Genomic DNA, 22,325 nt, shown 5'->3' on the forward strand with positions numbered 1-22,325 from the left:
GCTGCACGAAAAGGAAAAACTCCATGGCGGATACCAAGAACACTACGTCTCTGGCCGACTTGCTGGCCGAATACGACATGGCCGAGCACGACCATGCGGTGGCCGAGCGCAACAGCGGGATGCAGCACATCCACAACCACGCCAACGGGGACATCGTGTGGTTCCCCACCTGGCAGAAAAACCGCGAGACCACCGACTGGGAATCCGCCGTCCAGGAGTTCACGGCGGAGCTTGAGGCTGCCGCCGAGGGCGGTGCGGATGCCGCCGCCGCCGCAGCGGCGCTGGCGTCCTCCCGGCTGCAGGCCCTGCTGGAACAGGCGGCGGACGCCCCGGACGCCAACGTGTTCATTCGCGAGAACCTGGCCCGCTTCCTGTCGGAGACCTGGGCGCTCGGCGACGCGTACGCGCTGAAGAGCGGCAAGGAACTCCCGGGGACGGCGTCGCCGTCCTCGATCTTCGCCTCCTTCCCGTACGAGGTCTACGCACGCGACGGCGGAAGCTTCGCCACCGCGCTGTGGAACGATCTGGTGGATGCCCGGAAGAACCGGATTGCCGCCGAAGAGGCCGAGCGCAAGGCGCTGAAGCCGGTCTCCAAGAAGGCCCGAAAGGCCGCCGAACGCAAGGCAGCCGCCCGGAAGCGGTAACCGCGGGGACGGCGGGGCGCCCCGGAAAGGCGGGCCCCCGCCGTCGTAATCCTGGCTCAGAGGAACAACAGGAGCAGGACCACCAGCGGCAGGACCGACTGGGCAAGCGCACTCTGCCACAGGCGGCGTTCAGAGAACCAGAGCACGGCCCCGAGGATCACGTGGGCGGTGCAGGTGAATACGATGATGGTCTCGCCGGTGGCCGGGCTGCCGCCGGCGGTGATCATCACGCCGGCGAGGGCGCCCAGCCCCCAGACCATGTTGTAGAAGCCCACGTTGATGGTCCATAGCCGCACCGCGCCCACGTCCTCGGGCCGGATGAGGAACAATCGGTGGAAGCGCTGGTCGCGGTAGAAGAAGGCCTCCGCCGCGCCAACGGCAATCAACACCACACCGAAGAGCGCCGCCAGGACGTACGCCGCCACCGTCATGGACCCAGTGTGGCCCGGCCGTTGCCGGAACGGAAGCGGCGGTTAGGCCAGGCGGGCGGTCAGGCCAGGCGGGCGGTCAGGCCAGGCGGGTGAGCCAGCCCCGCGAGTCCTCCACGGCGCCGGTCTGGATGCCGAGCAACTCCTGGCGGATGGACATGGACACGTCGCCGGACCCGGCGCTCGGGGAGGCGATGCTCCAGCCGTCGGCCTTCAGCTCGCCGATGGGGGTGATCACGGCGGCCGTGCCGCAGGCGAAGGCCTCGGTGATGTCCCCCGCTGCCACGCCGTCGCGCCATTCGTCGATGGTGATCTTGCGTTCCTGCACGTCCAGGCCGCGGTCCTTGGCCAGCTCGATCACCGAGGAACGGGTGACGCCGTGCAGGATGTGGCCGTTCAGCTCCGGAGTGACCAGGCTGCCGTCCTTGAAGACGAAGAACACGTTCATCCCGCCGAGCTCTTCGATTGCGTTGTCGTTGAACTTGTCCAGGAACAGCACCTGCTGGCAGCCGTTGGCTTCGGCTTCCAGCTGCGCGGCCAGCGACGCGGCGTAGTTGCCGCCGCACTTGGCCTCGCCGGTACCGCCTTCGCCGGCGCGGGAGTAGCGGTCGGAGAGCCAGATGGACACCGGCTTGAGCTCGCCGCCGAAGTAGTTGCCGGCCGGCGAGGCGATCACGCGGTAGGAGACCTCGTGGGCGGGGCGCACGCCCAGGAACGCCTCGGTGGCGATCATGAACGGGCGCAGGTACAGCGCTTCGCCGTCGCCGGAGGGAACCCACGCCTTGTCGGTGGTGACCAGTTGGCGCAGGGACTCGATGAAGGTTTCCTCCGGCAGCTCCGGAAGGGCCAGGCGGCGCGCCGACGTGTTCAACCGGGCGGCGTTGGCCTCGGCCCGGAACGTCCAGACGGATCCGTCTGCGTGCTTGTAGGCCTTCAGGCCCTCGAAAATCTCCTGGCCGTAGTGCAGCACCGCGGCGGCCGGATCCAACATGATGGGCCCGTACGGCTCAATCCGCGCATTCGACCAGCTGCCCTTGCCGTCGGCGCCGACCTTGTAGTCGACGACGGCCGTGTGGTCCGTGAAGTGCTTGCCGAAGCCCGGGTTCGCCAAAATGGCGGCGCGCTCCTCGGCACTCTTCGGACGGTCCGAGAGCTGCTGGGTGAATTCGAGGGTTTCAGTCATGGTTCCTCCGCGGTGAGGGCACGCCCTTGTGCGTCAAATAAATGATTTTGGTTAGTAACCGTTAACTACCCTACTGCCAAAGCGGCGGTGATGGCATCGCCGATTTGGGCAGTCGTGCGGGGGGCACTCCCCCGGGCAGCGACGTCGTGCTCCACCGCCCGCTGCACGCGGGCCGCCTCGTCCGCCAGTCCCAGGTGCTCCAGCAGCAGGGCCACGGACAGGATGGCCGCCGTGGGGTCGGCCTTCTGCTGGCCGGCAATGTCCGGGGCCGAGCCGTGGACCGGCTCGAACATGGACGGCGCGGTGCGGTCCATGTTGATATTGCCCGACGCCGCCAGGCCGATGCCGCCGGTGATCGCGGCAGCCAAATCGGTGATGATGTCGCCGAACAGGTTGTCGGTGACGATCACGTCGAAGCGGGCCGGGTCCGTGACCATGAAGATGGTGGCCGCGTCGATGTGCAGGTAGTCGACGGCGACGTCCGGGAACTCGGCGCCGACCGTCTCCACGGTGCGCCGCCACAGGTGCCCGGCATGGACCAGCACGTTGTGCTTGTGCACCAGGGTGAGTTTCTTGCGGCGTGCCGACGCACGGCGGAAGGCATCCCGGACCACGCGCTCCACGCCGTGGGCGGTGTTGACCGAGACCTCGGTGGCGATTTCGTGCGGGGTGCCCACGCGCAGGGCGCCGCCGTTGCCCACGTAGGGCCCTTCGGTTCCTTCACGGACGACGACGAAGTCCACCTCGCCCGGGTTCGCCAGCGGGCTGGGGACGCCGGGCAGCAGCTTGGCCGGGCGCAGGTTCACATAGTGGTCGAGGGAAAAGCGAAGCTTAAGCAGCATCTCCCGCTCGATGACGCCGGACGGGATCCGGGTGTCGCCGGGGGCAGCGCCGACGGCGCCGAACAGGATCGCGTCATGCTTGCGGAGCCGCTGCAGTGTTTCCTCGGGCAGGGTCTCGCCGGTGGCCAGCCAGTGCTCGGCGCCCAGCGGGTACTCGGTCAGGTCGAAGGTGGCACCGCCGTCGGCAGTGGCCGCCTTGAGGACCTTCACCGCCTCCGCCACGACTTCCGGCCCGATGCCGTCGCCGGGAATGACTGCCAGGGAAAATGCCTTTGCTGCTGCGCTCATGGCTTCAAGTGTAGGAAACCGTTCCACATAATGGGCAAACCGTCCCAAAATGTGAACAAAGCGCGCGGCAACCTCAGACCTGGGCATGACGCGGGAGGCCTCGCCCGGCTTTAGCATCCCCGTCGCCACGGGCCGGTGAGCTTGGGCAACGAGCTGTGGGCTGGGCCGGCAGCTCTCGCGCCGGGGTTGCAAGCTGGGGACGGCACAAACCGGCGGACATTAGCTCCCGAAACGAAAGAACAGGACCGCCGAGCGGACGCGCGTGCCCATCGGGCCGTGCGGCGGGACCGGCCGCGGCCTGCTGCAAAATCCGGCGCCGAAAAGCATCTGCCCCTCGTGTGGCCGCGCTTCCCGGAGGCCTTGCCAAGGATTAATAAGCATGCTTAGGTTAAATCGTTAAGGGCTGCGGGGATCATGCCCAACACGGGCACCGGACCCTCCAAAAACCCGGACGCTCCAGAGACATCGGACGAATCCTAAGGAGACACCATGCTCGCCCAAGAACAAATCGACGGTCTGCTCAACCGCGGCGGAAACGTCGTCACGAACGACGGGGACAAAATAGGCTCCATCGGGCAGATTTATGCCGATGACGACAGTGGCCGGCCCACCTGGGTCACCGCCAAGACCGGCCTGTTCGGCTCCTCGGAATCGTTCGTCCCGCTCGAAGCCGCCCGCATCGAAGGTAACGACATCGTGGTCCCCTACACCAAGGACCAGATCAAGGACGCCCCGCGGGTTGACGTGGACGGCTACCTTGAGCCCGCCGAGGAGGACCGGCTCTACGAGCACTACCAGCTGGGCGGCGGCCGGACTTACACCGACGCCACGACCGGCCGGGACACCGACTACACCACCACCGGCACCGCTACCGGCACCGCCGGACAATACGGCACCGACGATGCCCGCGGCACGTACACCGAGGACGCACCGGGCACGGTGGGCCGGGACACCTCCGGGCCCACTACCGATGACGCCATGACCCGCTCCGAGGAGCGCCTGCATGTCGGCACCGAGCGGCAGGCGACCGGCCGGGCCAGGCTGCGCAAGTACGTCACCACCGAAAATGTCACCACGACCGTTCCGGTCCAGCGCGAGGAAGTGCGCATCGAACGCGAACCGATCACCGACGCCAACCGCGGTGACGCCATGGCGGGCCCCGATCTGAGCGAAGAGGAGCACGAGGTCACGCTCCACGAGGAACGGCCGGTTGTGGAGAAGGAGACCGTCCCGGTGGAACGAGTGCGGCTCGAAAAGGACACCGTCACCGACGAGGTCAGGGTCGACGAAGAGGTCCGTAAGGAAAACATCGAGACCGACGGCACAGACAACGACACCCGTCGTCGCTAGCCCAGGGCTGGCCGACGCGAAAGGCCGGGGCAGGGAGCACTCCCGCCCCGACCTTTCGTTTGCCCGGGCGGGGCGGGCCACACCTGCCGGCGGCAGCCCTTGCCGTAGCACTGCGAGCGCGAGGCGTTCTCATCGCCTCAGGGCTGTCCGGTCAGGAGATCGCTCAGCAACTGTTCCCGTCCGATGCAAAAGTCCGTTCGACGGCGCGCTTACAAATTGCCGTCGGCGAAGGAACCGAAGATCTTGCGGGTCTTGGCATCCATGGGCAGCATGTACTGGCCGTCGGCGCTGTAGCCGAATCCGGGCTCGGGCACTTCGCGCCCAACCTTGGCGGGATCGGTCTTGTAGACCCAGGCGCCCAGCGTCAGCGCCTGCTCCGCGCTCAGGTTGGTCTCGACCAGCGGATTCGCGGCGGAGAGCAGGCCGACCAGCCCGGCCGGGCCGTTCATTTTGGCCAAGGCGGCGAATCCCACCAGCAGGACGCCCTGGTGCGCAGAGCGGCCGAAGTCGCCGTTTTGCAGGGTTTTCCGCTCCCGGGCATAGTCCAGCGCGGTCTCGCCGTCGAGCTTGCTCTTCCCCGCCTTGACGTCAAGCACCGGGATAGGGGCGTTGACGGTGACGCCGCCTATTTTGTCGACCAAACCCTCGAAACCCTTGAAACCGGTGAGGATGTAGCCCTCCACCTTGAGGCCGGTCACGTCCGCCACGACCTTCTGCTGCGCCTTGGGTCCGCCCCGCATCATGGCCGCGTTAATCTTCGCCTGCCCGCCGCCCGGCATGTCCACCCAGAGGTCACGCGGAATGCCCAGGATGCCTCCTCCGCCCTTGCCGTCCACGCCGACCACCTGAAGGGCATCGGCCCGCGCTTCCCGAACCTTCTCGCCCTTACTCTTCTGGGCGTCGGAGCCGATGATCAGGACGTGGCGCTTGCCGCCCAAGACGGTTTTGTCGACGTCGAGCGAGGGCCACCAGCCACCCACCGCCGTCCAGGTTCCGTCCTTGTCGACGGCGAGGGTCACGTCGTCGCCCGAGGTCAGGACGGCCATGTCCTGTCCGTTCCATTCGCCGGTCGCGGCCTTGACAGTGGTTTTGGCTTCGACCGGGGCCCGGTCGGCGAGCGCACCGGCAGTCATCTTGTTGGCCGCGACGTCTCCGCCCTCGTAGATTGCCGTCGCCAGTTTGGCCAGGGCTTCGGGCATGTCGCCCGTCTCCACCATGCTGGGGCTGGGAGTCGCCGAATGCAGCGGGCGGGCCTGCTCGTCCTTCGGCGCGCAGCCGGTCAGGACGAGCAGGGATACGAGCGGGAGCGCGGCGAGGCGGGCAAGTTTCATGGCTTTATGTTCCCGCTTACGCGGCTGCTGCGCAAAGGTTTCACCGAATGACGGCCGTGTCCGGGCCAAGGCAGTCCTTCCCGTCGGACTGCGCTCTCCACCCAGGGTATGAGCGGGCGGCCGGCAGAGACCAGACCTGCGGCCGATCCGCGGAAGGCGCGGCCTCCATAGCGTAAGGGCATGACTACCAGTACTGAGCAATCACCCGCCGGCGCCGCCCCGGGCGGCGCCACCTCGGCCGCCGCGACGCGCGGCCTGAACAAGACCTACGGCACCGGGGATACCCGCGTGCACGCGCTCAAGAACGTGGACGCCAGCTTCGAGGCCGGCAAGTTCACCGCGATCATGGGCCCGTCGGGCTCGGGCAAGTCCACGCTTATGCACTGTCTGGCCGGGCTGGACACCGCCGATTCCGGCAACATCTGGATTGGCGGGACCGAGATCACCTCCCTGAACGACTCCCAGCTGACCAAGCTGCGCCGCGAGCGTGTGGGCTTCGTGTTTCAGGCCTTTAACCTGGTGCCCACGCTGACCGCCGAGCAGAACATCACGCTGCCGATCTCCCTGGCCAACGGCTCGGTGGACCAGGAGTGGTTCCGATATGTCACCTCAACGCTCGGGTTGACGGACCGGCTGGCCCATCGCCCGCACGAGCTCTCCGGCGGTCAACAGCAGCGCGTCGCCGTGGCGCGGGCGCTCCTGACGCGCCCCGACGTCGTATTCGGAGACGAGCCCACCGGCAACCTGGACTCGAAGGTGGGCGCGGAGGTGCTCTCGCTGCTGCGCCGGTCCTGCCAGGAGATGGGCCAGTCCATCATCATGGTCACGCACGACCCGGTGGCCGCCTCCTACGCGGACCGGGTGGTGCTGATGAACGACGGCGCGCTGGTTGGCGAACTCGACCGGCCCGACACCGACGCGATCCTGGCCGCCTTGGCCAAGCTGGGGGCCTGAGCCATGCTACAGGTAGCGCTCGCACAGGTACGGCAGCACGCGCGGCGGTTCATCGCCGTCGGGCTGGCCGTGGTGATGGCGGTGGGATTCCTGACCGCCACGCTGATGGTCAACGCGTCCACCGAAGCCTCGCTGGGCAACAGCATCGGCGCCGGTTTCCGGAACGCCGACCTGGTGGTGTCCGGCCCGCCGGACCGGCCGCTGGACGCGGCGGCCGTTGAGGCGGTGCGGCGCCCAGGGCGCCGGGGAGGTGTACGCGCAAGGGATGGCACCGGTCGCGTTGGGGATCCCCGGCCGACGCGGGGTACGGCGTAGCGCAGAATACTGCCCCCGACGGACTGGACAACCTGGAGCTGCTCGAAGGCGCCCTGCCGGCTGCCGGCGAGGTCGCGGTTGACGCCGGGACTGCCGAGAAGCAGGGTCTGGCAGTCGGCGACACCCTGGAGCTGGCGCCCGCTGCCGGGATGGTCGCCGCCGAGGACATCGCCGCTGCGGGCACCGGCCTGATTGTTTCCGGGATCGTCAAGCCGTCCAAGGACCCGTTCATGATGGGCCAGCCGCAGTTCTTCGCAGGTGACCCCCTGATGCGGCAGCTGGCCGGCGAGGCCGGACCGCAGCTGCACAACATCCAGCTGGATCTGGCCCCGGGCGCCGAGGCGGACGCGGTTCAGGACGCGGTCGCCGCGGCACTGGCGGAGGCCGGCTTCGGCGATTCCACCGTGAACACGGCCGCGGAGCAGACCAAGGCCGTGGTGGCCAGCCTGACCGGCGGCAGCGATCAGCTGACCATCGTGCTGTTGGCGTTCGCGCTGGTGGCCCTGCTGGTTTCGGCACTGGTGGTAGCCAACACCTTCTCGGTCCTCATCGCCCAGCGGACCCGCGAGCTGGCGCTGCTGCGCTGCATCGGCGCGGACCGCGGGCAGATCCGGAACTCGGTGCTGGCGGAGGCGCTGCTGGTCGGGGTCGGAGCCTCCCTGCTGGGCGTGCTGGGCGCGGTGGCCCTGATGGCCGGCGTCATCGCCGTGCTGCAGGGGCAACCTGACACCGAGTTCGCGGCGCTGGCCGTGTCGCCGTCGGCCATCACCGTCGGCCTCGCGGTGGGCATCCTGATGACCGTGCTGGCCGCCCTCGCTCCGGCCCGTGCCGCAACCAGGGTGGCACCGCTGGCCGCCCTGCGGCCGGCCGACGAGGCCCGCGCCGGCAACCGCAAGGGCAAGGTCCGGCTCGCGATCGGCGCCGCCCTCACCGTGGGCGGTGCCGCCCTGCTGGCCTTCGGAGCGCTGTCCGCGAACCTGCTGATCGCCCTGCCCGGCGGCATGCTCTCCTTCATCGGGCTGCTGCTGTGCGCCACCCTGTTCGTGCCGCCGCTGGTCACCGCCGTCGGCGCGCTGGCGAGGCCCGCGGGAGTGCCGGGCAAGCTGGCCGCGGTAAACGCGGTGCGCAACCCGGGACGGACCTCCGCCACGGCCACCGCGCTGCTGATCGGCGTCACGCTGGTGGCGATGATGATGACCGGGGCGCAGACCGCCCGGACCGCGTTCGACGCCCAGCTGGGCGCGGAGTATCCGGTGGACCTGGCGGTCGGAAACCTCACGCTCGGCGGGGAACCGCTGGCCCCCTCCGCCGCGGCCACCGCGGCCGCGTACGACGGCGTCGCTGCCGCCGGCCTGGTCACGAACGGCGGCTTTGCCGACGTGCACGGCCAGCGCACGGGCGTGTACCAGTTGGCGCCGGAGCAGATGGGCTTGCTGCAGGACGGCTCGCTGGAGCTGGACAGGAACACCGTACTGTTGCCGCAGGGCTCGGGCCTGGAGACACTGACCGTGACAGGCAGCCGGGGGTCGAAAGAACTGACCGTGGCGGAGGCCGACAGCCGCACGCTGCCGCCGCTGATCTCCGCTGCCGTGGCCGCCGAGATCGGCGTGCCGGAGCCGCCCGCCGCCGAGTCCCCGGACTACTACTCCGCGCTGCCGCAACTGTGGGTATTCGTGGACCGGGACCTGGACGCGGGGGCGCTCCTGGAACTGCGGACCGAGCTGGCCGCGGGGCTCGACGTGGACGAGTATCAGGTTTCCGGTGCCGCCGTGGAGCGTGCCGCGTTCAACCAGGTGATCGACGTGCTGCTCCTCGTGGTCACCGGGCTGTTGGCGGTGGCGGTGCTGATCGCGCTGGTGGGTGTGGCCAACACGCTCTCGCTCTCGGTGCTGGAGCGCACGCAGGAGTCCTCGCTGCTGCGCGCGCTCGGGCTGACCAAGTCGCAGTTGCGCGGGATGCTGGCGCTCGAGGCCGTGCTGATCGCCGGCGTCGCCGCGCTGATCGGATCGGCGCTCGGCGCGGTCTACGGCTGGCTGGGGGCGCAGTCGGCGCTCGGGGCGTTCGCCAGCGTGGTGCCGGACATCCCGTGGCTGCAGCTGCTCGGGGTGCTGGCCGTGGCCGTGGTGGCCGGGCTGCTCGCCTCCGTGATGCCTGCCCGCCGGGCCGCCCGCCTCTCCCCCGTGGAAGGCCTGGCGACGGTCTAGCCGGGACGCCGCCGTCGTACGCTCATCGCAGGTCAGCGGGTGCCCCTCCCGCCGGACGCGGTTCATCCGCGGAAAGGGCACCTGCTGACTGCTATTCGGCCGCGTACCTCCGGCACGCGCCGGCTGGCGCACCTATTTGGCCCATTCGGTCTGCATCTGGGCGACGGGATGGATGTTCATTATCTTCACCCCGCCCGCGGTGGTGGCCGTGAACTCGTGCCAGGCGTACGCCGGGATGACGATCACGGTTTCCGCGCCCGCATGGCCTGACTGGCCGTCGATCGTGAAGTCGATCTCGCCGTCGAGCAGTACGAAGATTTCCTCGTAGGGATGGCGGTGGCGTTCGGCACCGCGCGAGTTCACGAAGAAGGACGCGTGGGCGCCGTATGCGCTGCCATGGAAGACGGCGGCTCCCGAGGCAGGACGCAGGCTGGCGAGGGACAGGGCCTTGTAGGTCATCGGAGCGGTCTTCCGGTCGACGGGTAGCGGACACTCTACCCACCGCATGCCCGCAGGCCTAGGCGAGAACAATCGGCGGCCCGCTCCCCCGCCGGACACCGCGGCGGAGACATCGGCGGGGCCTGGTGCTACGTTGGCCGGACAGGCCAGTGCAGAGCGCCGTGAGGACGGAGGAAAGGGCATGAGCGGTTCCACCGCAACCGAAAAGCAGCCGGAGCTGAAACGGGCGATAGGACCAAAACTCCTGCTGCTGTTCATTGTGGGTGACATCCTGGGCACGGGTGTCTACGCGCTGACCGGGCAGGTGGCCGGCGAAGTGGGCGGCGCGGCCTGGGCTCCGCTGCTGCTCGCGTTCCTGGTGGCCACCATCACCGCCTTCTCCTATCTGGAGCTGGTCACCAAGTACCCGCAGGCCGCCGGGGCCGCGCTGTACACACACAAGGCCTTCGGCGTCCATTTCCTCACCTTTTTGGTGACGTTCGCCGTGCTCAGTTCCGGCATCACGTCCGCCTCCACCGCCGCCAAGTTCCTGGGCGAGAACTTCATTGCCGGGTTCAATCTGGACTGGAACCAGACCGGCGTGACCTGGGTGGCGATCATCTTCATGGCCGTCCTGGCGGGGATCAACTTCCGCGGCGTCAGCGAGTCCGTGAAATTCAACGTGGTGCTGACGGTGGTGGAGTTCACCGGCCTCCTGATCGTGATCTTCATCGGCTTCTGGGCCATGAGCCAGGGAAACGTGGACTTCAGCCGGGTGATGGTGTTCGAGACCTCGGAGGACAAGGGCGTTTTCCTGGCCATCACCGCCGCCACCTCGCTGGCGTTCTTCTCCTTCGTGGGCTTCGAGGATTCGGTGAACATGGCCGAAGAGACCAAGGATCCCGTCACGACCTTCCCGAAGGTCATGCTGACCGGCTTGGGCATCACCGTGGTCGTGTACGTGCTCGTGTCCATCACCGCGGTGGCCATAGTGCCGATCGGGCAGCTGTCGGAAAGCCCGACGCCGCTGCTCGAAGTCGTGTCGGTCGGTGCGCCGGGCTTCCCGGTGGACGTGATCTACCCGTTCCTGTCCATGTTCGCCGTGGCCAATACGGCGCTGATCAACATGCTGATGGCCAGCCGCCTGCTCTACGGCATGGCGCGCCAGGACGTGCTGCCGCGGTTCCTGGGCAAGGTCCATCCGAACCGCCGCTCCCCCTGGGCCTCGATCATCTTCACCACGCTCATTGCGTTCGTCCTGATCTTCGTGGTCACCAACTTCATGGGGACCGACACCGTCGCCGCACTGGGCGGCACCACTGCCCTGCTGTTGCTGGGTGTCTTCACGATCGTGAACCTGGCGGTGCTGGTCCTGCGCCGGAAACCGGTCGACCGCAAGCACTTCCGAACCCCCACCGTGCTGCCCTACCTCGGCATGGCCACCTGCCTCTTCCTGGTGGGCCCGTGGGCGCAGGATCCCATCGAGTACCAGATTGCCGGCCTGCTGATCGGCCTCGGCCTGTTGCTGTGGCTGCTCACGTGGCTCTGGAACCGCGGCGCATACGGCAGGAAGACGAGGTTCCGCAGCCCAGAGGAACTGGGCGGTTGACGGAACCGGGCTACTGACCGAACCAGCGTGTGACGCAGCGGCCGATGTGACGGAGCCAGGTGATTGACCCGGGGCCTGGCTGGGTAAGGACAGTGAAACAACGACGGCGGAGGCCGTCCGCGGGATGACGACGCCGGCGGCCCGATGGGAACGGCCGCGGGTGTGATGAGAGCCAGCAGAAAGGAAGGCCATGGCCGCTAAAAAACACCGGACAGGGACACTGGACCAGGAGAACCTCGCCGCCTATCTGGACTACCACCTGGTGGGTTCGGCTGCCGGCGTCCAGCTGTTCGACGCCGTCCGCCAGTCGTGGGCGGGAACACCGGAGGAGGCCGAGTTCCGGAAGCTGCGCGACGAGGTGTCTGCAGAGCGCAAGGAACTGAAGGCCTTGCACCGCAGCCTCGGTTACCGGCGCAACAAGCTCAAGCAGCTCGGCTCGATGGCCGGCGCCATCGCCAGCAAGGTGAATCCGCTCAACCCCACGCGCGCTTCGGGCGGGGTGGGCGCCCAGCTGGAACTGGAATCGCTGCTTTCCGCCCTGCGCGGCAAGCAGTGCATGTGGCAGGTCCTGACCGTCCTGGCGCCCAGGGACCACCGGCTGGACGCCACCCGCTTCCAAGAACTCGAAGCCAAGGCGGTGGACCAGCAGAAGCGGGTGGAGCGCATCATGGCCGCGACTGCGGCCCGGCGCTTTCTGCCGGGCGGGTAGGGGTTACCCGGCCGGTTCTTCGTACTTCGGGAAGATCGGCGTGGGCGCCGGCAGCGGGGTGCCCGGCACCAAAGCCGTGCCGATGGCAGCGAAGTCGCGGGCGCCGTCGTCGTCCTGTCCCAGCACGTCCAGCAGTTTGCCGGCCGCGGTGGGCATGACCGGCTGGACCAGGATTGAGACGATGCGCAGCACCTCCAGCGTCACGTAGAGCACCGTGTTCATCCGCTCCACGTCGGTCTTGCGCAGCACCCAGGGAGCCTGCTCCGCGAAGTACGCGTTGGTGTCGCCGAGCACGGTCCAGATGGCCTCGAGCGACCCGTGGAAGTCCTGGACCTCGTAGGCCGCCCGTGACTTCTCGAGGAGGCGCTCGGTGCGGGCCAGCAGTTCGTGGTCCTCGGGGGCGAGCGTCGCGGGTTGCGGCACCTTGCCCTCGCAGTTCTTGGCCACCATGGACAGCGACCGCTGGGCGAGGTTGCCCAGGTTGTTGGCCAAATCGGCGTTCATCCGGCCGACCACGGCGTCATGGTTGTAGGAGCCGTCGGCGCCGAAGGGGACCTCGCGCAGCAGGAAGAAGCGCACCTGGTCCAGGCCGTACTGTGCCACCCATTCGGCGGGGGCGACCACGTTGCCCAGCGACTTGGACATCTTCACGCCGTTGTTGTTCAGGAAGCCGTGGATCATGACGCGCTTGGGCAGTTCCAGCCCGGCCGACATCAGGAAGGCGGGCCAATAGACGGCGTGGAAGCGGGAGATGTCTTTGCCGATCACGTGGACGTCGGCCGGCCAGAACTTTCTGAACGACTCCGACTCCGTGTCCGGGTAGCCGACCCCGGTGAGGTAGTTGGTCAGCGCGTCCACCCAGACGTACATGACGTGCTTGTCGTTGCCCGGGACCGGGACGCCCCAGTCGAAGGTGGTCCGGGAGATCGACAGGTCCTCCAGGCCGCCCTTGACGAAGCTGATGACCTCGTTGAAGCGGCTGCGCGGGGCGCCGAAATCGGGGTGCTCTTCGTAGAGCTTGAGCAGTTTGTCCTGGTAGTTGGAGAGCCGGAAGAAGTAGCTCTCCTCCTCGGTCCAGGTCAGTTCGGTGTCGGTCTGGATGGAGTAGCGCTTGCCGTCTTCACGGAGCTCGGTCTCGTCCTCGGCGTAGTAGGCCTCGTCGCGGACCGAGTACCAGCCCTCGTACTTGCCCAGGTAGATGTCCCCGGCCTCTTCCATCTTCTTCCAGATGGCCTGGGAGGCGGCGTAGTGGTCGGCATCGGTGGTGCGGATGAACCGGTCGTAGGAGATCTCCAAGACCTGGTGGGCCGACTTGTAGGCCGCAGTGTTCCGGTCCACCAATTCCTTGGGGGTGATGCCCTCCTTGGCGGCCGTCTGGGCGATCTTCATGCCGTGCTCGTCCGTGCCCGTCAGGAACATCACGTCGTAGCCGTCCAGGCGTTTGAAACGGGCCATCGCGTCGGTCGCGATGTACTCGTAGGCATGGCCAATATGCGGCACGCCGTTGGGGTACGTGATGGCCGTGGTGATGTAGAACGGGGGCTTGGGCTCGGATGCGGTCACCCTATGAAATTACCCTCTGCGTTCGGCGGTGTCGAAATGCACTACGCGCTCGGTTGGTGGGTGGTAGACCGGTAGGACTCGGTGGGGTGCGGGGCGGCGGGAGCCGACGGCTGACAGCGGCGGTGTCCAACGTGGCGGGGAGCGCCGCCGTCGCGCTTTATCCACAGCTGGGCCGCCGGGATCGACGCCAAGCGGGAGTTGCGGCACGTTGGTGCCATGCCTGCTTCTTCTGCTCCCCGGTTGGTAAATATCCCTCCAGCCCGGTTGATGACCTTTTCAGAGTTGCGTTACTCAAACTACGAGGAAAGCGAGATAGCGGCAGCACTCCGGGTGCGGAACATTGTGAGGGTAAGGCACGGTGTCTATGCGTCGGCAGCGTACTGGCGGACGCTGAAACCGTGGACTCGCGATGTCTGGATGATTCGCGCCCATCATTTGAGTACACGATCAGAACTGGTCTACACCCACGTTTCGGCTGCCCGTCTGTGGGGCATGGATGTCTGGAACGCGACGAATGAGATCCACGTGGCCCAGCGAACGCGGCATGGAGACAATTCCGCCGGCGTGGTACGACACAAGCTGATGGTTGCCGATGATGAAGTGGCGGCGCTGGACGGCCTCCGCTTGACCAGCAAGGAACGCACCGTCGTCGACTGTGCCAAGCTTCTGCCTTTTGAGCTGGCGACGGTCATTGCAGATTCGGCACTGCGCGGCGGCGCCAGCCGTGATGGAATCGCTGCAATCCTCGACAAACAGACCGGCTACGCGAATGTCCGCAAAGCCCGACGAGTGTTGACCGCCGCGAGCGGGATAAGCGAATCCGCAGGCGAAACCAGGCTCCGGCTCAAGGTTATCGAGTGGGGATTCCCGCCGCCGGTTTTGCAGTATGAAATCGGCACAGCCAGCGGAAGGTATCGAGCAGACTTGGCATGGCCAGAGCTGATGCTGATCCTGGAGTTCGACGGCGACACAAAGTACAGCCGGGCGCCGACTGACTCTGTCCTGTTGGAAGAACGGAAACGAGAAACCGCGCTGATGGAATGCGGCTGGAGCTTTGTCCGCGTCCGCTGGCCGGAGCTGGACCACGAGGCGACCCTGAGGAACCGCATCGCCAGGGCGTACAACCGGGCCGTCTACGCATGGGGCCGGCACCCGGCTGCTTGAAGTACTGGGGCGTACCGCAGCCCGCGACAGGGTTTATCGGTCAGGGCAGGTGGTATGGAGCCTGCACTGAAGGATTTACCCTGCACCGGAAGAACAGTTCCGGGAATCCGACCACGTAGGTCGGCGAACGCCCGGGCCGTCAGGATATTGCGGGACCCCTAGTTCATCCGGGTGCTGCTGTCCGCCGCCTTGATGAGTTCCTGGTCGTGGGATGCCACGAGTACGGCAATGCCGTCCTTGGTGGTGTCCTTCAGGATGTGGATGATTTTGTTGGCCTGTTCGCGGTCCAGGTTGGCGGTGGGCTCGTCCACCACCAAAACCTTGGTGCCCAGGATCAGCGCGCGGGCGATGGCCACGCGCTGGCGTTCACCGCCGGAGAGCTGGCCGGGACGGTGGCGCATGCGGCGGCCCAGCCCGACCAGGTCCAGCAGGTCCTTGGCCATCTCGGTGCGCTCTTCCACCTTGCCGTCGGGCACGGCCGGCAGCAGGACGTTCTCCAGCGCGCTCATGCCGTCGATCAGGGCGCCGCCCTGGTCCACGTAGCCGATCAGTGCCCGGCGCCGGTCGGAGATCTCGTCGTCGTCCATGGCGCTGAGGGCATCGCCCTGCCAGAGCACTTCGCCGGAGGTGGGCTGCTGGAGCCCGGCGGCCACGGTGAGGATGCTGGTCTTGCCGGAGCCGCTGCGGCCGGCCAGGCAGTGCATGGTGCCGGCTTCCAGGCCGAGGTCGAAGTCCTCGGCAATCACGAGCGGCTCGGCACCGCCGTCGTACCTGATGGTGATGCCCCGCAATTCCACCGGCATGGCATGGTCGGCGGTGCGCTCCTTGGTGGCTGCGCGGGTCAGGGGTTCTTCAATCATTTCCGGGTCCTTGTCATCAAAACAAACCAGAGGAGCACGGCCGCGATGCCAGCGGCAGCGGCCCACACCGCGGTGTGCGGTGCAATAAACAGGGCGGTCACGACGGCGCCGATGACCGCCAGCGGCAGGGCGACGGCGGCGGTGATGCCGGCCTCGCCGCGGCGGGCCTGCAGCAGCAGGGTAGGCGTCCAGCCCATGGCGCCGAGGATGGCGAACTGTTCGCGCTTGCGGCGCGCTTCGAACCGGGTGGTCATCAGCGCCAGCAGCAGCGCCGTGACCACGCCGAGCAGCGCCAGCGCGATGTTCAGCCCGCTCAGCTGAGTGGCGGCCAGCGAACCGAGCGCCGTGCTGCCGGCCGCCCGCGGGATGTCCACCAGCACCGCCACCAGCGCTCCGGCCGCTGCACCGAGCACCGCGACGCCCAGCGCTATGGCCACGGTGTTGAACCGGTTGGTGCTCAGCTGCCGGGCGGCGAACTGCAGCGGGGTCTTCACCGACGGCACGCCGGCTGCCCCGGACGGTTCGGTGTCCTTCGCCGGGTGCGGCTTGAGCATGGCGGCGGAGATGAAGGCCGCGGCACCGTAAACCACCAGCGCGATCAACGACACCCACAGGGTCACGGCGCTGCGGCTGATGGCACTGGCAACGATGGCCACCACCAGCACGGCCACGCCGCCGACCAGCAGCTCGTTCAGGAACCAGGAGCGGATGCGCCGCCGGTTCCAACCCATGGCCCGCAGCGTCACGGCTTCGGTCCGGCGGGACCGGGTGAAGGCGACGGCGCTGGCGGCCGTCAGCAGCGCCGCGCCGCCCACGGTCAGGGCGAGCAGCGCCGCACTGGAGGCACTCAGGGCGCCCTGGACCTCGCCGGCGGCGCCCTGGCGGACCCAGGACTGCTGCACCGTGCCGAGGTCGCTGACCGTGCCGGCGGCGTCCTTGTAGTAGTCCGGCACGTAGATGGACACGTCTTCGCGGGCCGAGCCGGCCACGACCTGGGTCTGCAGGCCGAGCTCCTCGATCGCGGCGGCAACGGTGTTGATCTGGTCTTCGGCGTCGGCCCAGGAACCGGCGGCATCCACGCGGACGCGCACGGCGTCAATGACCGGCTCCTCGGCGCTGGTGCCGCGGACGGCGGCCAGACCGGCGAAGTCGGTGATGGCACCGGCGGACTGCACGGACAGTCCGGCGCCGCTGAGGCCCGGCTTCATCACGGTGTCGTCGACGTTGTTTCCCTCGGCGTCCTCGGTGATGGTCACCGGCGTCGGGTCATACCCACCCAACGGAAGGTAGTTCACGTCGCCAGCCGCCTCGCGCACGGCGGAAGCATCGAAGGTGCCGTAAACGAACGGCAGCGGAGTAGCGGATTCCGCGCCGGAGTCCACGGTGCTGCGGTAGGACTGCTCTTCCACCGGTTCCCGCTGGCTCTGGTCCGGTTCCAGCTGCCACTGGAGGGTCTTCTCCGGCAGCTTGTTGACCTGGATCCAGCCCTGCGGCGTGGCGGTCTGCTCCGCGCTGCCGTCGCTGGCGGCGTCCCCGGCGGTGAACTCCGGGTTGGACATGAAGTCGGTGGTCCACACCGGCGGCTGGTGCAGGCCGGCGACCATCTGGACGCCGCCGGAGCCCAGAAGGTAGTTGTAGTCCTCGCCGCCGGGCCAGCGCAGCTGGAAGGGCTTGCTGGACGCGAAGGGCAGGTAGCCCTCCCCCAGCTCCTTGCTGACGGTGCCGACCTCCGAGACGGTGTTGCCGGCGTCGTCCAGCTGTTCGATTTTGACCGAGTAGGTCAGGTCCAGGTCGGTGCCGGAACGGACCACCATGGGGATGACCTGGGATTCCTCGTCCAGCGTGCCGGCTTCCACCGCGTTCTGGTACTGGACGAAGAACGGGCTCCAGAACTCAAACGGGTGCCCGTCGATGGCGGCGCCTTCGCCGCCCTCGGAGAACATGCCCATCCCGAACTGCGAGGAGAAGTGCTGGCCCAGTTCCTGGGCGTTGCGGTCGGTGGGTTCCGGCGCCTGCTTGAGCGGGGCCAGGAAATCGCCGGCCTCGCCGAGCAGCGCGGATTCGGCCGCCGGGTCCACGGCAACCACCGTCTCGGTGATCTGCGGGAGCATGGGCAGCGCGATGGTGGTGTCGAAATCGCCGTGCATGCTGCCACCGGCCGGATCCGGGAACTTGATGCCGGTTTCGCCCTTGGGGGCCACGGTGCGCAGGCTGGTGCCGCCGGGGACGTCCAGCTCCTCCAGCTTCGCCTGGCCCAGGGAACCCTCGGCGGCTGTTTCGAAGAGGACGGTGTCCGTTAGGCCGTCGGAGCTGACGGCCTTGGCGGTGATCCGGTAGTTGGTCGGTTCTTCGTTGAACACGGAATCCGGTGCCGGCCATTCTTCCTTCGGCACGGCGTCCTTGATGCCCTGAGCCTTGAGGTACTGCTCAATGTTCGGGTTGTAGCCGACGTAGTCGGTGGCCTTCAGCTGCGGGAACTCGATGTCCTGGACCACCTTGGACACGAGCGAAATCGGGGCGGCGACGGCGACGCCGTCGATCCCCCGGACCTGCTCCAGATCCGACGAGGCAATGCCGCCGTTGCCGGTGAGGAAATCCGGCTGGCGCAGTTCGTCGCCCGCGGTGCCGTCGGGCAGGACCAGGATGTCGTACACGCCGCGGGTGTTGGCATCGACGATCCGGGTCAGCGATGCCTGTGCGCGGCCCTGGACGAAAATGGAAAGGACCATTGCCGCGATCAGGACGGCGACCGTCACCACGAGCGAGCGGCTGCGCATGAAGCGTGACGCAGCGTTGAACCGGATTTCCACAGAATCACTCCATACGGCAGCAAAAAGGCCAGAGGTCGAATTGACCCGGCATTAAGGTTCTCACGAGGTGCGCGCACTCGAGGAATCGACCGGCGTGTATGCGTAAAACCCGCCCCTGCCCCGGGCACGGGGCAAGGACGGGGCGGGCTTTACGGCGCAGCGCGAGGTCAGTCCTGCAGGTCGACTTCGCGGGCCACGACGGCGCCGATCTCCGCGCTGAGCCGGTCCAGCAGGTCCTGCGGGAGGGCGCTGTCCACGGTCAGCACGGCCAGCGCCTGCTTGCTGGCGTCGTTGCGGGCCACCTGCATGCCGGCGATGTTGATGTCCTGCTCGCCCAGCAGCCGGCCCAGGGTGCCGATGACGCCGGGACGGTCCTCGTAGAGGAACACGATCACGTGTTCGCTGATCGGCATTTCCACCTCGTAGCCGTTGATGGCCACGATCTTCTGGATCTGCTTGGGGCCGGTCAGCGTGCCGGCCACGGAGATCTGCGAACCGTCCGAGAGGGCGCCGCGGATGGTGAGCACGTTGCGGTACTCTTCGGACTCCGTGGTGGTGATCAGGCGGGTATTGATGCCGCGCTGCTCGGCCAGCACCGGGGCGTTGACGTAGGAGACCTGTTCGGAGACGACGTCCCTGAACACGCCCTTGAGCGCGGCCAGTTCCAGCGCCTTCACGTCCAGCTCGGCGATTTCGCCGGCCACCTCGACGTCGATCTGGGTCACCGAATCGTGGGTCAGCGCGGTGAAGATCCGGCCAAGCTTTTCGATCAGCGGGATGCCCGGGCGGACGTCCGGGGCGATCACGCCGCCGGCCACGTTCACGGCGTCGGGCACGAGCTCGCCGGCCAGCGCCAGGCGCACGGACTTGGCCACGGAGATGCCGGCCTTCTCCTGGGCTTCCTCGGTGGAGGCGCCGAGGTGCGGGGTGACCACCACGTTCTCCAGTTCAAAGAACGGCAGGTCGGTGCTCGGCTCGTTGACGAAGACGTCGATCGCGGCGCCGGCGATCTGGCCTTCCTTCAGCGCGTCGTAGAGCGCTGCTTCATCGATCAGGCCGCCGCGGGCCACGTTGACCACGCAGGCGGAGGGCTTCATCTTCTCGAACGCGGCGGCACCGATCATGCCCACGGTCTCCGGGGTCTTCGGCATGTGGATGGTGATGAAGTCCGACTGCTCCAGCAGCTCGTCCAGGCTGACCAGCTGCACGCCCAGCTGCGCGGCGCGGGCGCTGGTCACGTACGGGTCGTAGGCGAGGATCTGGGTCTCGAACGCCTGCATGCGCGCGGCGATCAGGGCGCCGATGCGGCCGAGGCCGATGATGCCGATTTTCTTCTCGTAGATCTCGGTGCCGGTGTACTTGGAGCGCTTCCACTCGCCGCCCTTGAGCGAGGCGTTCGCGGCGGGGATGTGGCGGGCCAACGCCAGGATGTGGCCGACGGTCAGTTCAGCGGCGGAAACGATGTTGGAGGTGGGGGCGTTCACCACCATGACGCCGGCCTGCGTGGCGGCCTTGATGTCCACGTTGTCCAGGCCCACGCCGGCGCGCGCGATGACCTTCAGGTTCTTGGCTGCCGCAATGGCTTCGGCGTCCACCTTGGTGGCGGAGCGGACCAGGATGGCGTCGACGTCGGCAATCGCGGCCAGCAGCTGGGACCTGTCGGCTCCATCGGTCTGCCGGATCTCGAAGTCGGGCCCGAGGGCTTCGATGGTCGCTGGGGAGAGTTCCTCCGCAAGGAGGACTACTGGTTTTTCCACAGGGGTGTTCCTTCGCTGCAAGCATGGTGATGGCCGTGCGTATAGATGGGGGTAGGTCCAGTCTAGAACGGCTGCGGCTCTGTCCCCAGTTATTACCGGCGCCGGCCGGCCGGCTTCGCTTGGTGAAACGGCGGGTCAAGGGAAACGTGACGACGGCGGCGCCTCGGAAACGGGACGACGACGGCGGCGCCTCGGAAACGGGACGACGACGACGGCGCCTCGGAAACGGGACGACGACGACGGCGCCTCGGGGAAACGTAACGGCCGGCGCCCGCAATGGGCGCCGGCCGTCGGACTGGCCTAGCGGGCTGCGACGCCCTCGGTGTAGTCGTCGTCGGACTTGATCCAGGAGAACAGCTTGCGCAGTTCGCGGCCGGTGGCCTCGATCGGGTGGTCTTCACCCTTCTGGCGCAGCTCCAGGAACTCCTTGGCGCCGTTGGCCTGGTCGTCCATGAAGCGCTTGGCGAAGGAGCCGTTCTGGATGTCCGCCAGGACGGCTTTCATGTTCTCCTTCACCTCCGGGGTGATCACGCGCGGGCCGGAGACGTAGTCGCCGAACTCGGCGGTGTCGGAGACCGACCAGCGCTGCTTGGCGATGCCGCCTTCGACCATCAGGTCGACGATCAGCTTGAGCTCGTGCAGCACCTCAAAGTAGGCGATCTCCGGCTTGTAGCCGGCCTCGGTCAGGGTCTCGAAACCGTACTGCACCAGCTGCGAGGCGCCGCCGCAGAGCACGGCCTGCTCGCCGAACAGGTCGGTCTCGGTCTCTTCGGTGAAGGTGGTCTCGATGACGCCGGCGCGGGTGCCGCCGATGCCCTTGGCGTAGGAGAGCGCCAGCGCCTTGGCGTTGCCGGTGTAGTCCTGCTCGATGGCGATCAGGTCCGGGACGCCGCGGCCGGCTTCGAATTCGCGGCGCACGATGTGGCCCGGGCCCTTCGGCGCGACCAGGGCGACGTCGACGTTGGCCGGCGGCTGGATGAAGCCGTAGCGGATGTTGAAGCCGTGGCCGAAGAACAGGGCGTTGCCCTCTTCGAGCTTGTCGGCGATGGACTCGGCGTAGACATTGGCCTGGACCTGGTCCGGGGTCAGGATCATGATGACGTCGGCCTCGGCGGCAGCGTCGGCGACGGAGAGGACCTTCAGGCCCTCGGCCTCGGCCTTGGCGCGGGACTTGGAGCCCTCGGCCAGGCCGACGCGGACGTCGACGCCGGAGTCGCGCAGGCTCAGGGCATGGGCATGGCCCTGGCTGCCGTAGCCAATGACAGCGACCTTGCGGCCCTGGATGATCGAAAGGTCGGCGTCGTCGTCGTAATACAGCTCAGTCACTTAGGTTTCTCCTGTTGGGATTGCGTGGAAAGGAATCAGGCGGAACGCAGCGCGCGGTCGCTCATGGAGCGGGAGCCGCGGCCAATGGCCAGCGTTCCGGATTGGACTATTTCGCGGATGCCAAACGGCTCCAGCACTGCAAGCAGGGCCTCGAGCTTATCGGCGGTGCCGGTGGCCTCCAGAACCAACGAGTCGGTGGACACGTCGACCACGGAGGCGCGGAACAAGTCTGCTGCCTGGGTTACCTGCAGCCGTGTTGCGGCATCCGCGCGGACCTTGACCAGGATGTGGTCGCGTTGCACGGAAGTTTCGGGAACCAGCTCGACAATCTTGATGACGTTGATGAGCTTGTTCAGTTGTTTGGTGACCTGCTCCAGCAGGTCGCCCTCGGCCTCGACCACCACGGTGATGCGGGAGAACCCGTCTGCTTCCGTGGGGCCGACGGCCAGAGAATGGATGTTGAACGCCCGGCGGGCGAAGAGGCTGGCGACGCGGGTCAGCACACCCGGGACGTCCTCCACCAGCACTGAAAGGGTATGGCGGGACATTC

The 22,325-nt window shown here is 67.5% G+C and carries 19 protein-coding genes; 8 read left to right on the plus strand and 11 right to left on the minus strand.

Annotated features, from left to right (window positions below):
• The first annotated feature begins 23 nt into the window (after nt 1–23).
• The gene (locus tag AC5RV3_RS03645; RefSeq protein WP_494120934.1) at nt 24–644 is read left to right on the plus strand and encodes a hypothetical protein; all 621 of its coding nucleotides are present in this window, start codon (nt 24–26) and stop codon (nt 642–644) included.
• Nucleotides 645–700: 56 nt separating this feature from the next.
• Here AC5RV3_RS03645 and AC5RV3_RS03650 read toward each other — a convergent pair whose 3' ends face one another.
• From AC5RV3_RS03650 to AC5RV3_RS03660, 3 genes are all read right to left on the minus strand, one after another.
• On the minus strand, nt 701–1,075 hold the full coding sequence (locus tag AC5RV3_RS03650; RefSeq protein WP_494120935.1) for a DUF1304 family protein: 375 nt from the start codon (nt 1,073–1,075) through the stop codon (nt 701–703).
• Between the two features lie 76 nt (nt 1,076–1,151).
• A complete protein-coding gene (locus AC5RV3_RS03655) occupies nt 1,152–2,255 on the minus strand; it encodes a branched-chain amino acid aminotransferase (protein ID WP_494120936.1) in 1,104 nt (367 codons plus the stop codon).
• 65 nt (nt 2,256–2,320) lie between these two features.
• On the minus strand, nt 2,321–3,385 hold the full coding sequence (locus AC5RV3_RS03660; protein WP_494120937.1) for a 3-isopropylmalate dehydrogenase: 1,065 nt from the start codon (nt 3,383–3,385) through the stop codon (nt 2,321–2,323).
• A 489-nt stretch (nt 3,386–3,874) separates the two neighbouring features.
• On the opposite strand from AC5RV3_RS03660, the gene AC5RV3_RS03665 reads away from it, so the two are divergent.
• Nucleotides 3,875–4,735, plus strand: coding sequence for a DUF2382 domain-containing protein (locus AC5RV3_RS03665; protein ID WP_494120938.1), 861 nt, complete (start codon nt 3,875–3,877; stop codon nt 4,733–4,735).
• Nucleotides 4,736–4,944: 209 nt separating this feature from the next.
• Here AC5RV3_RS03665 and AC5RV3_RS03670 read toward each other — a convergent pair whose 3' ends face one another.
• Nucleotides 4,945–6,066: an LCP family protein gene (locus tag AC5RV3_RS03670; RefSeq protein ID WP_494120939.1), complete on the minus strand. Its 1,122-nt coding sequence runs from the start codon at nt 6,064–6,066 to the stop codon at nt 4,945–4,947.
• Between the two features lie 180 nt (nt 6,067–6,246).
• Here AC5RV3_RS03670 and AC5RV3_RS03675 point away from each other — a divergent pair, with 180 nt between their 5' ends.
• The 3 genes from AC5RV3_RS03675 to AC5RV3_RS03685 all read left to right on the plus strand — a co-directional run bounded on the left by AC5RV3_RS03675 (nt 6,247) and on the right by AC5RV3_RS03685 (nt 9,539).
• Nucleotides 6,247–7,020 (plus strand): ABC transporter ATP-binding protein, encoded by a 774-nt coding sequence (locus AC5RV3_RS03675; protein ID WP_494120940.1) that lies wholly within the window; start codon nt 6,247–6,249, stop codon nt 7,018–7,020.
• Between the two features lie 3 nt (nt 7,021–7,023).
• Nucleotides 7,024–7,335, plus strand: coding sequence for a hypothetical protein (locus AC5RV3_RS03680; RefSeq protein WP_494120941.1), 312 nt, complete (start codon nt 7,024–7,026; stop codon nt 7,333–7,335).
• A gap of 149 nt (nt 7,336–7,484) precedes the next feature.
• On the plus strand, nt 7,485–9,539 hold the full coding sequence (locus AC5RV3_RS03685) for an ABC transporter permease (RefSeq protein WP_494120942.1): 2,055 nt from the start codon (nt 7,485–7,487) through the stop codon (nt 9,537–9,539).
• Nucleotides 9,540–9,671: 132 nt separating this feature from the next.
• Here the strand turns inward: AC5RV3_RS03685 and AC5RV3_RS03690 are convergent, their stop codons facing one another.
• Nucleotides 9,672–9,998: a cupin domain-containing protein gene (locus tag AC5RV3_RS03690; RefSeq protein WP_494120943.1), complete on the minus strand. Its 327-nt coding sequence runs from the start codon at nt 9,996–9,998 to the stop codon at nt 9,672–9,674.
• A 181-nt stretch (nt 9,999–10,179) separates the two neighbouring features.
• Here AC5RV3_RS03690 and AC5RV3_RS03695 point away from each other — a divergent pair, with 181 nt between their 5' ends.
• Together AC5RV3_RS03695 and AC5RV3_RS03700 are read left to right on the plus strand one after the other, a co-directional pair.
• Complete coding sequence (locus tag AC5RV3_RS03695) at nt 10,180–11,586, plus strand: APC family permease (protein WP_494120944.1); 1,407 nt, start codon at nt 10,180–10,182, stop codon at nt 11,584–11,586.
• A 190-nt stretch (nt 11,587–11,776) separates the two neighbouring features.
• Nucleotides 11,777–12,295, plus strand: coding sequence for a hypothetical protein (locus tag AC5RV3_RS03700; protein WP_494111289.1), 519 nt, complete (start codon nt 11,777–11,779; stop codon nt 12,293–12,295).
• Nucleotides 12,296–12,298: 3 nt separating this feature from the next.
• Here AC5RV3_RS03700 and metG read toward each other — a convergent pair whose 3' ends face one another.
• Nucleotides 12,299–13,858, minus strand: a complete 1,560-nt coding sequence (gene metG / locus AC5RV3_RS03705; RefSeq protein ID WP_494120945.1) for a methionine--tRNA ligase — start codon at nt 13,856–13,858, stop codon at nt 12,299–12,301.
• A 267-nt stretch (nt 13,859–14,125) separates the two neighbouring features.
• Here metG and AC5RV3_RS03710 point away from each other — a divergent pair, with 267 nt between their 5' ends.
• Nucleotides 14,126–15,022: a type IV toxin-antitoxin system AbiEi family antitoxin domain-containing protein gene (locus tag AC5RV3_RS03710; protein ID WP_494120946.1), complete on the plus strand. Its 897-nt coding sequence runs from the start codon at nt 14,126–14,128 to the stop codon at nt 15,020–15,022.
• A gap of 158 nt (nt 15,023–15,180) precedes the next feature.
• Here AC5RV3_RS03710 and AC5RV3_RS03715 read toward each other — a convergent pair whose 3' ends face one another.
• From AC5RV3_RS03715 to ilvN, 5 genes are all read right to left on the minus strand, one after another.
• A complete protein-coding gene (locus AC5RV3_RS03715; RefSeq protein ID WP_494108564.1) occupies nt 15,181–15,882 on the minus strand; it encodes an ABC transporter ATP-binding protein in 702 nt (233 codons plus the stop codon).
• On the minus strand, nt 15,879–18,692 hold the full coding sequence (locus tag AC5RV3_RS03720; protein ID WP_494120947.1) for an ABC transporter permease: 2,814 nt from the start codon (nt 18,690–18,692) through the stop codon (nt 15,879–15,881). Before AC5RV3_RS03720 ends, AC5RV3_RS03715 begins: the two co-directional genes overlap by 4 nt.
• A gap of 167 nt (nt 18,693–18,859) precedes the next feature.
• The gene (gene serA / locus AC5RV3_RS03725; RefSeq protein WP_494120948.1) at nt 18,860–20,449 is read right to left on the minus strand and encodes a phosphoglycerate dehydrogenase; all 1,590 of its coding nucleotides are present in this window, start codon (nt 20,447–20,449) and stop codon (nt 18,860–18,862) included.
• 300 nt (nt 20,450–20,749) lie between these two features.
• Nucleotides 20,750–21,775, minus strand: a complete 1,026-nt coding sequence (gene ilvC, locus AC5RV3_RS03730) for a ketol-acid reductoisomerase (protein WP_494120949.1) — start codon at nt 21,773–21,775, stop codon at nt 20,750–20,752.
• Nucleotides 21,776–21,810: 35 nt separating this feature from the next.
• Nucleotides 21,811–22,323 (minus strand): acetolactate synthase small subunit, encoded by a 513-nt coding sequence (gene ilvN, locus AC5RV3_RS03735; RefSeq protein ID WP_493979937.1) that lies wholly within the window; start codon nt 22,321–22,323, stop codon nt 21,811–21,813.
• Between the last annotated feature and the right edge of the window lie 2 nt (nt 22,324–22,325).

This window comes from Arthrobacter sp. Y3221114, from assembly GCF_059092625.1.

Bases quoted from the DNA above. Each gene is read 5' to 3' on its own strand.
- AC5RV3_RS03645 (WP_494120934.1), top strand. From the start codon at position 24: ATGGCGGATACCAAGAACACTACGTCTCTGGCCGACTTGCTGGCCGAA.
- AC5RV3_RS03650 (WP_494120935.1), bottom strand. From the start codon at position 1,075: ATGACGGTGGCGGCGTACGTCCTGGCGGCGCTCTTCGGTGTGGTGTTG.
- AC5RV3_RS03655 (WP_494120936.1), bottom strand. From the start codon at position 2,255: ATGACTGAAACCCTCGAATTCACCCAGCAGCTCTCGGACCGTCCGAAG.
- AC5RV3_RS03660 (WP_494120937.1), bottom strand. From the start codon at position 3,385: ATGAGCGCAGCAGCAAAGGCATTTTCCCTGGCAGTCATTCCCGGCGAC.
- AC5RV3_RS03665 (WP_494120938.1), top strand. From the start codon at position 3,875: ATGCTCGCCCAAGAACAAATCGACGGTCTGCTCAACCGCGGCGGAAAC.
- AC5RV3_RS03670 (WP_494120939.1), bottom strand. From the start codon at position 6,066: ATGAAACTTGCCCGCCTCGCCGCGCTCCCGCTCGTATCCCTGCTCGTC.
- AC5RV3_RS03675 (WP_494120940.1), top strand. From the start codon at position 6,247: ATGACTACCAGTACTGAGCAATCACCCGCCGGCGCCGCCCCGGGCGGC.
- AC5RV3_RS03680 (WP_494120941.1), top strand. From the start codon at position 7,024: ATGCTACAGGTAGCGCTCGCACAGGTACGGCAGCACGCGCGGCGGTTC.
- AC5RV3_RS03685 (WP_494120942.1), top strand. From the start codon at position 7,485: ATGGTCGCCGCCGAGGACATCGCCGCTGCGGGCACCGGCCTGATTGTT.
- AC5RV3_RS03690 (WP_494120943.1), bottom strand. From the start codon at position 9,998: ATGACCTACAAGGCCCTGTCCCTCGCCAGCCTGCGTCCTGCCTCGGGA.
- AC5RV3_RS03695 (WP_494120944.1), top strand. From the start codon at position 10,180: ATGAGCGGTTCCACCGCAACCGAAAAGCAGCCGGAGCTGAAACGGGCG.
- AC5RV3_RS03700 (WP_494111289.1), top strand. From the start codon at position 11,777: ATGGCCGCTAAAAAACACCGGACAGGGACACTGGACCAGGAGAACCTC.
- AC5RV3_RS03710 (WP_494120946.1), top strand. From the start codon at position 14,126: ATGACCTTTTCAGAGTTGCGTTACTCAAACTACGAGGAAAGCGAGATA.
- AC5RV3_RS03715 (WP_494108564.1), bottom strand. From the start codon at position 15,882: ATGATTGAAGAACCCCTGACCCGCGCAGCCACCAAGGAGCGCACCGCC.
- ilvN (WP_493979937.1), bottom strand. From the start codon at position 22,323: ATGTCCCGCCATACCCTTTCAGTGCTGGTGGAGGACGTCCCGGGTGTG.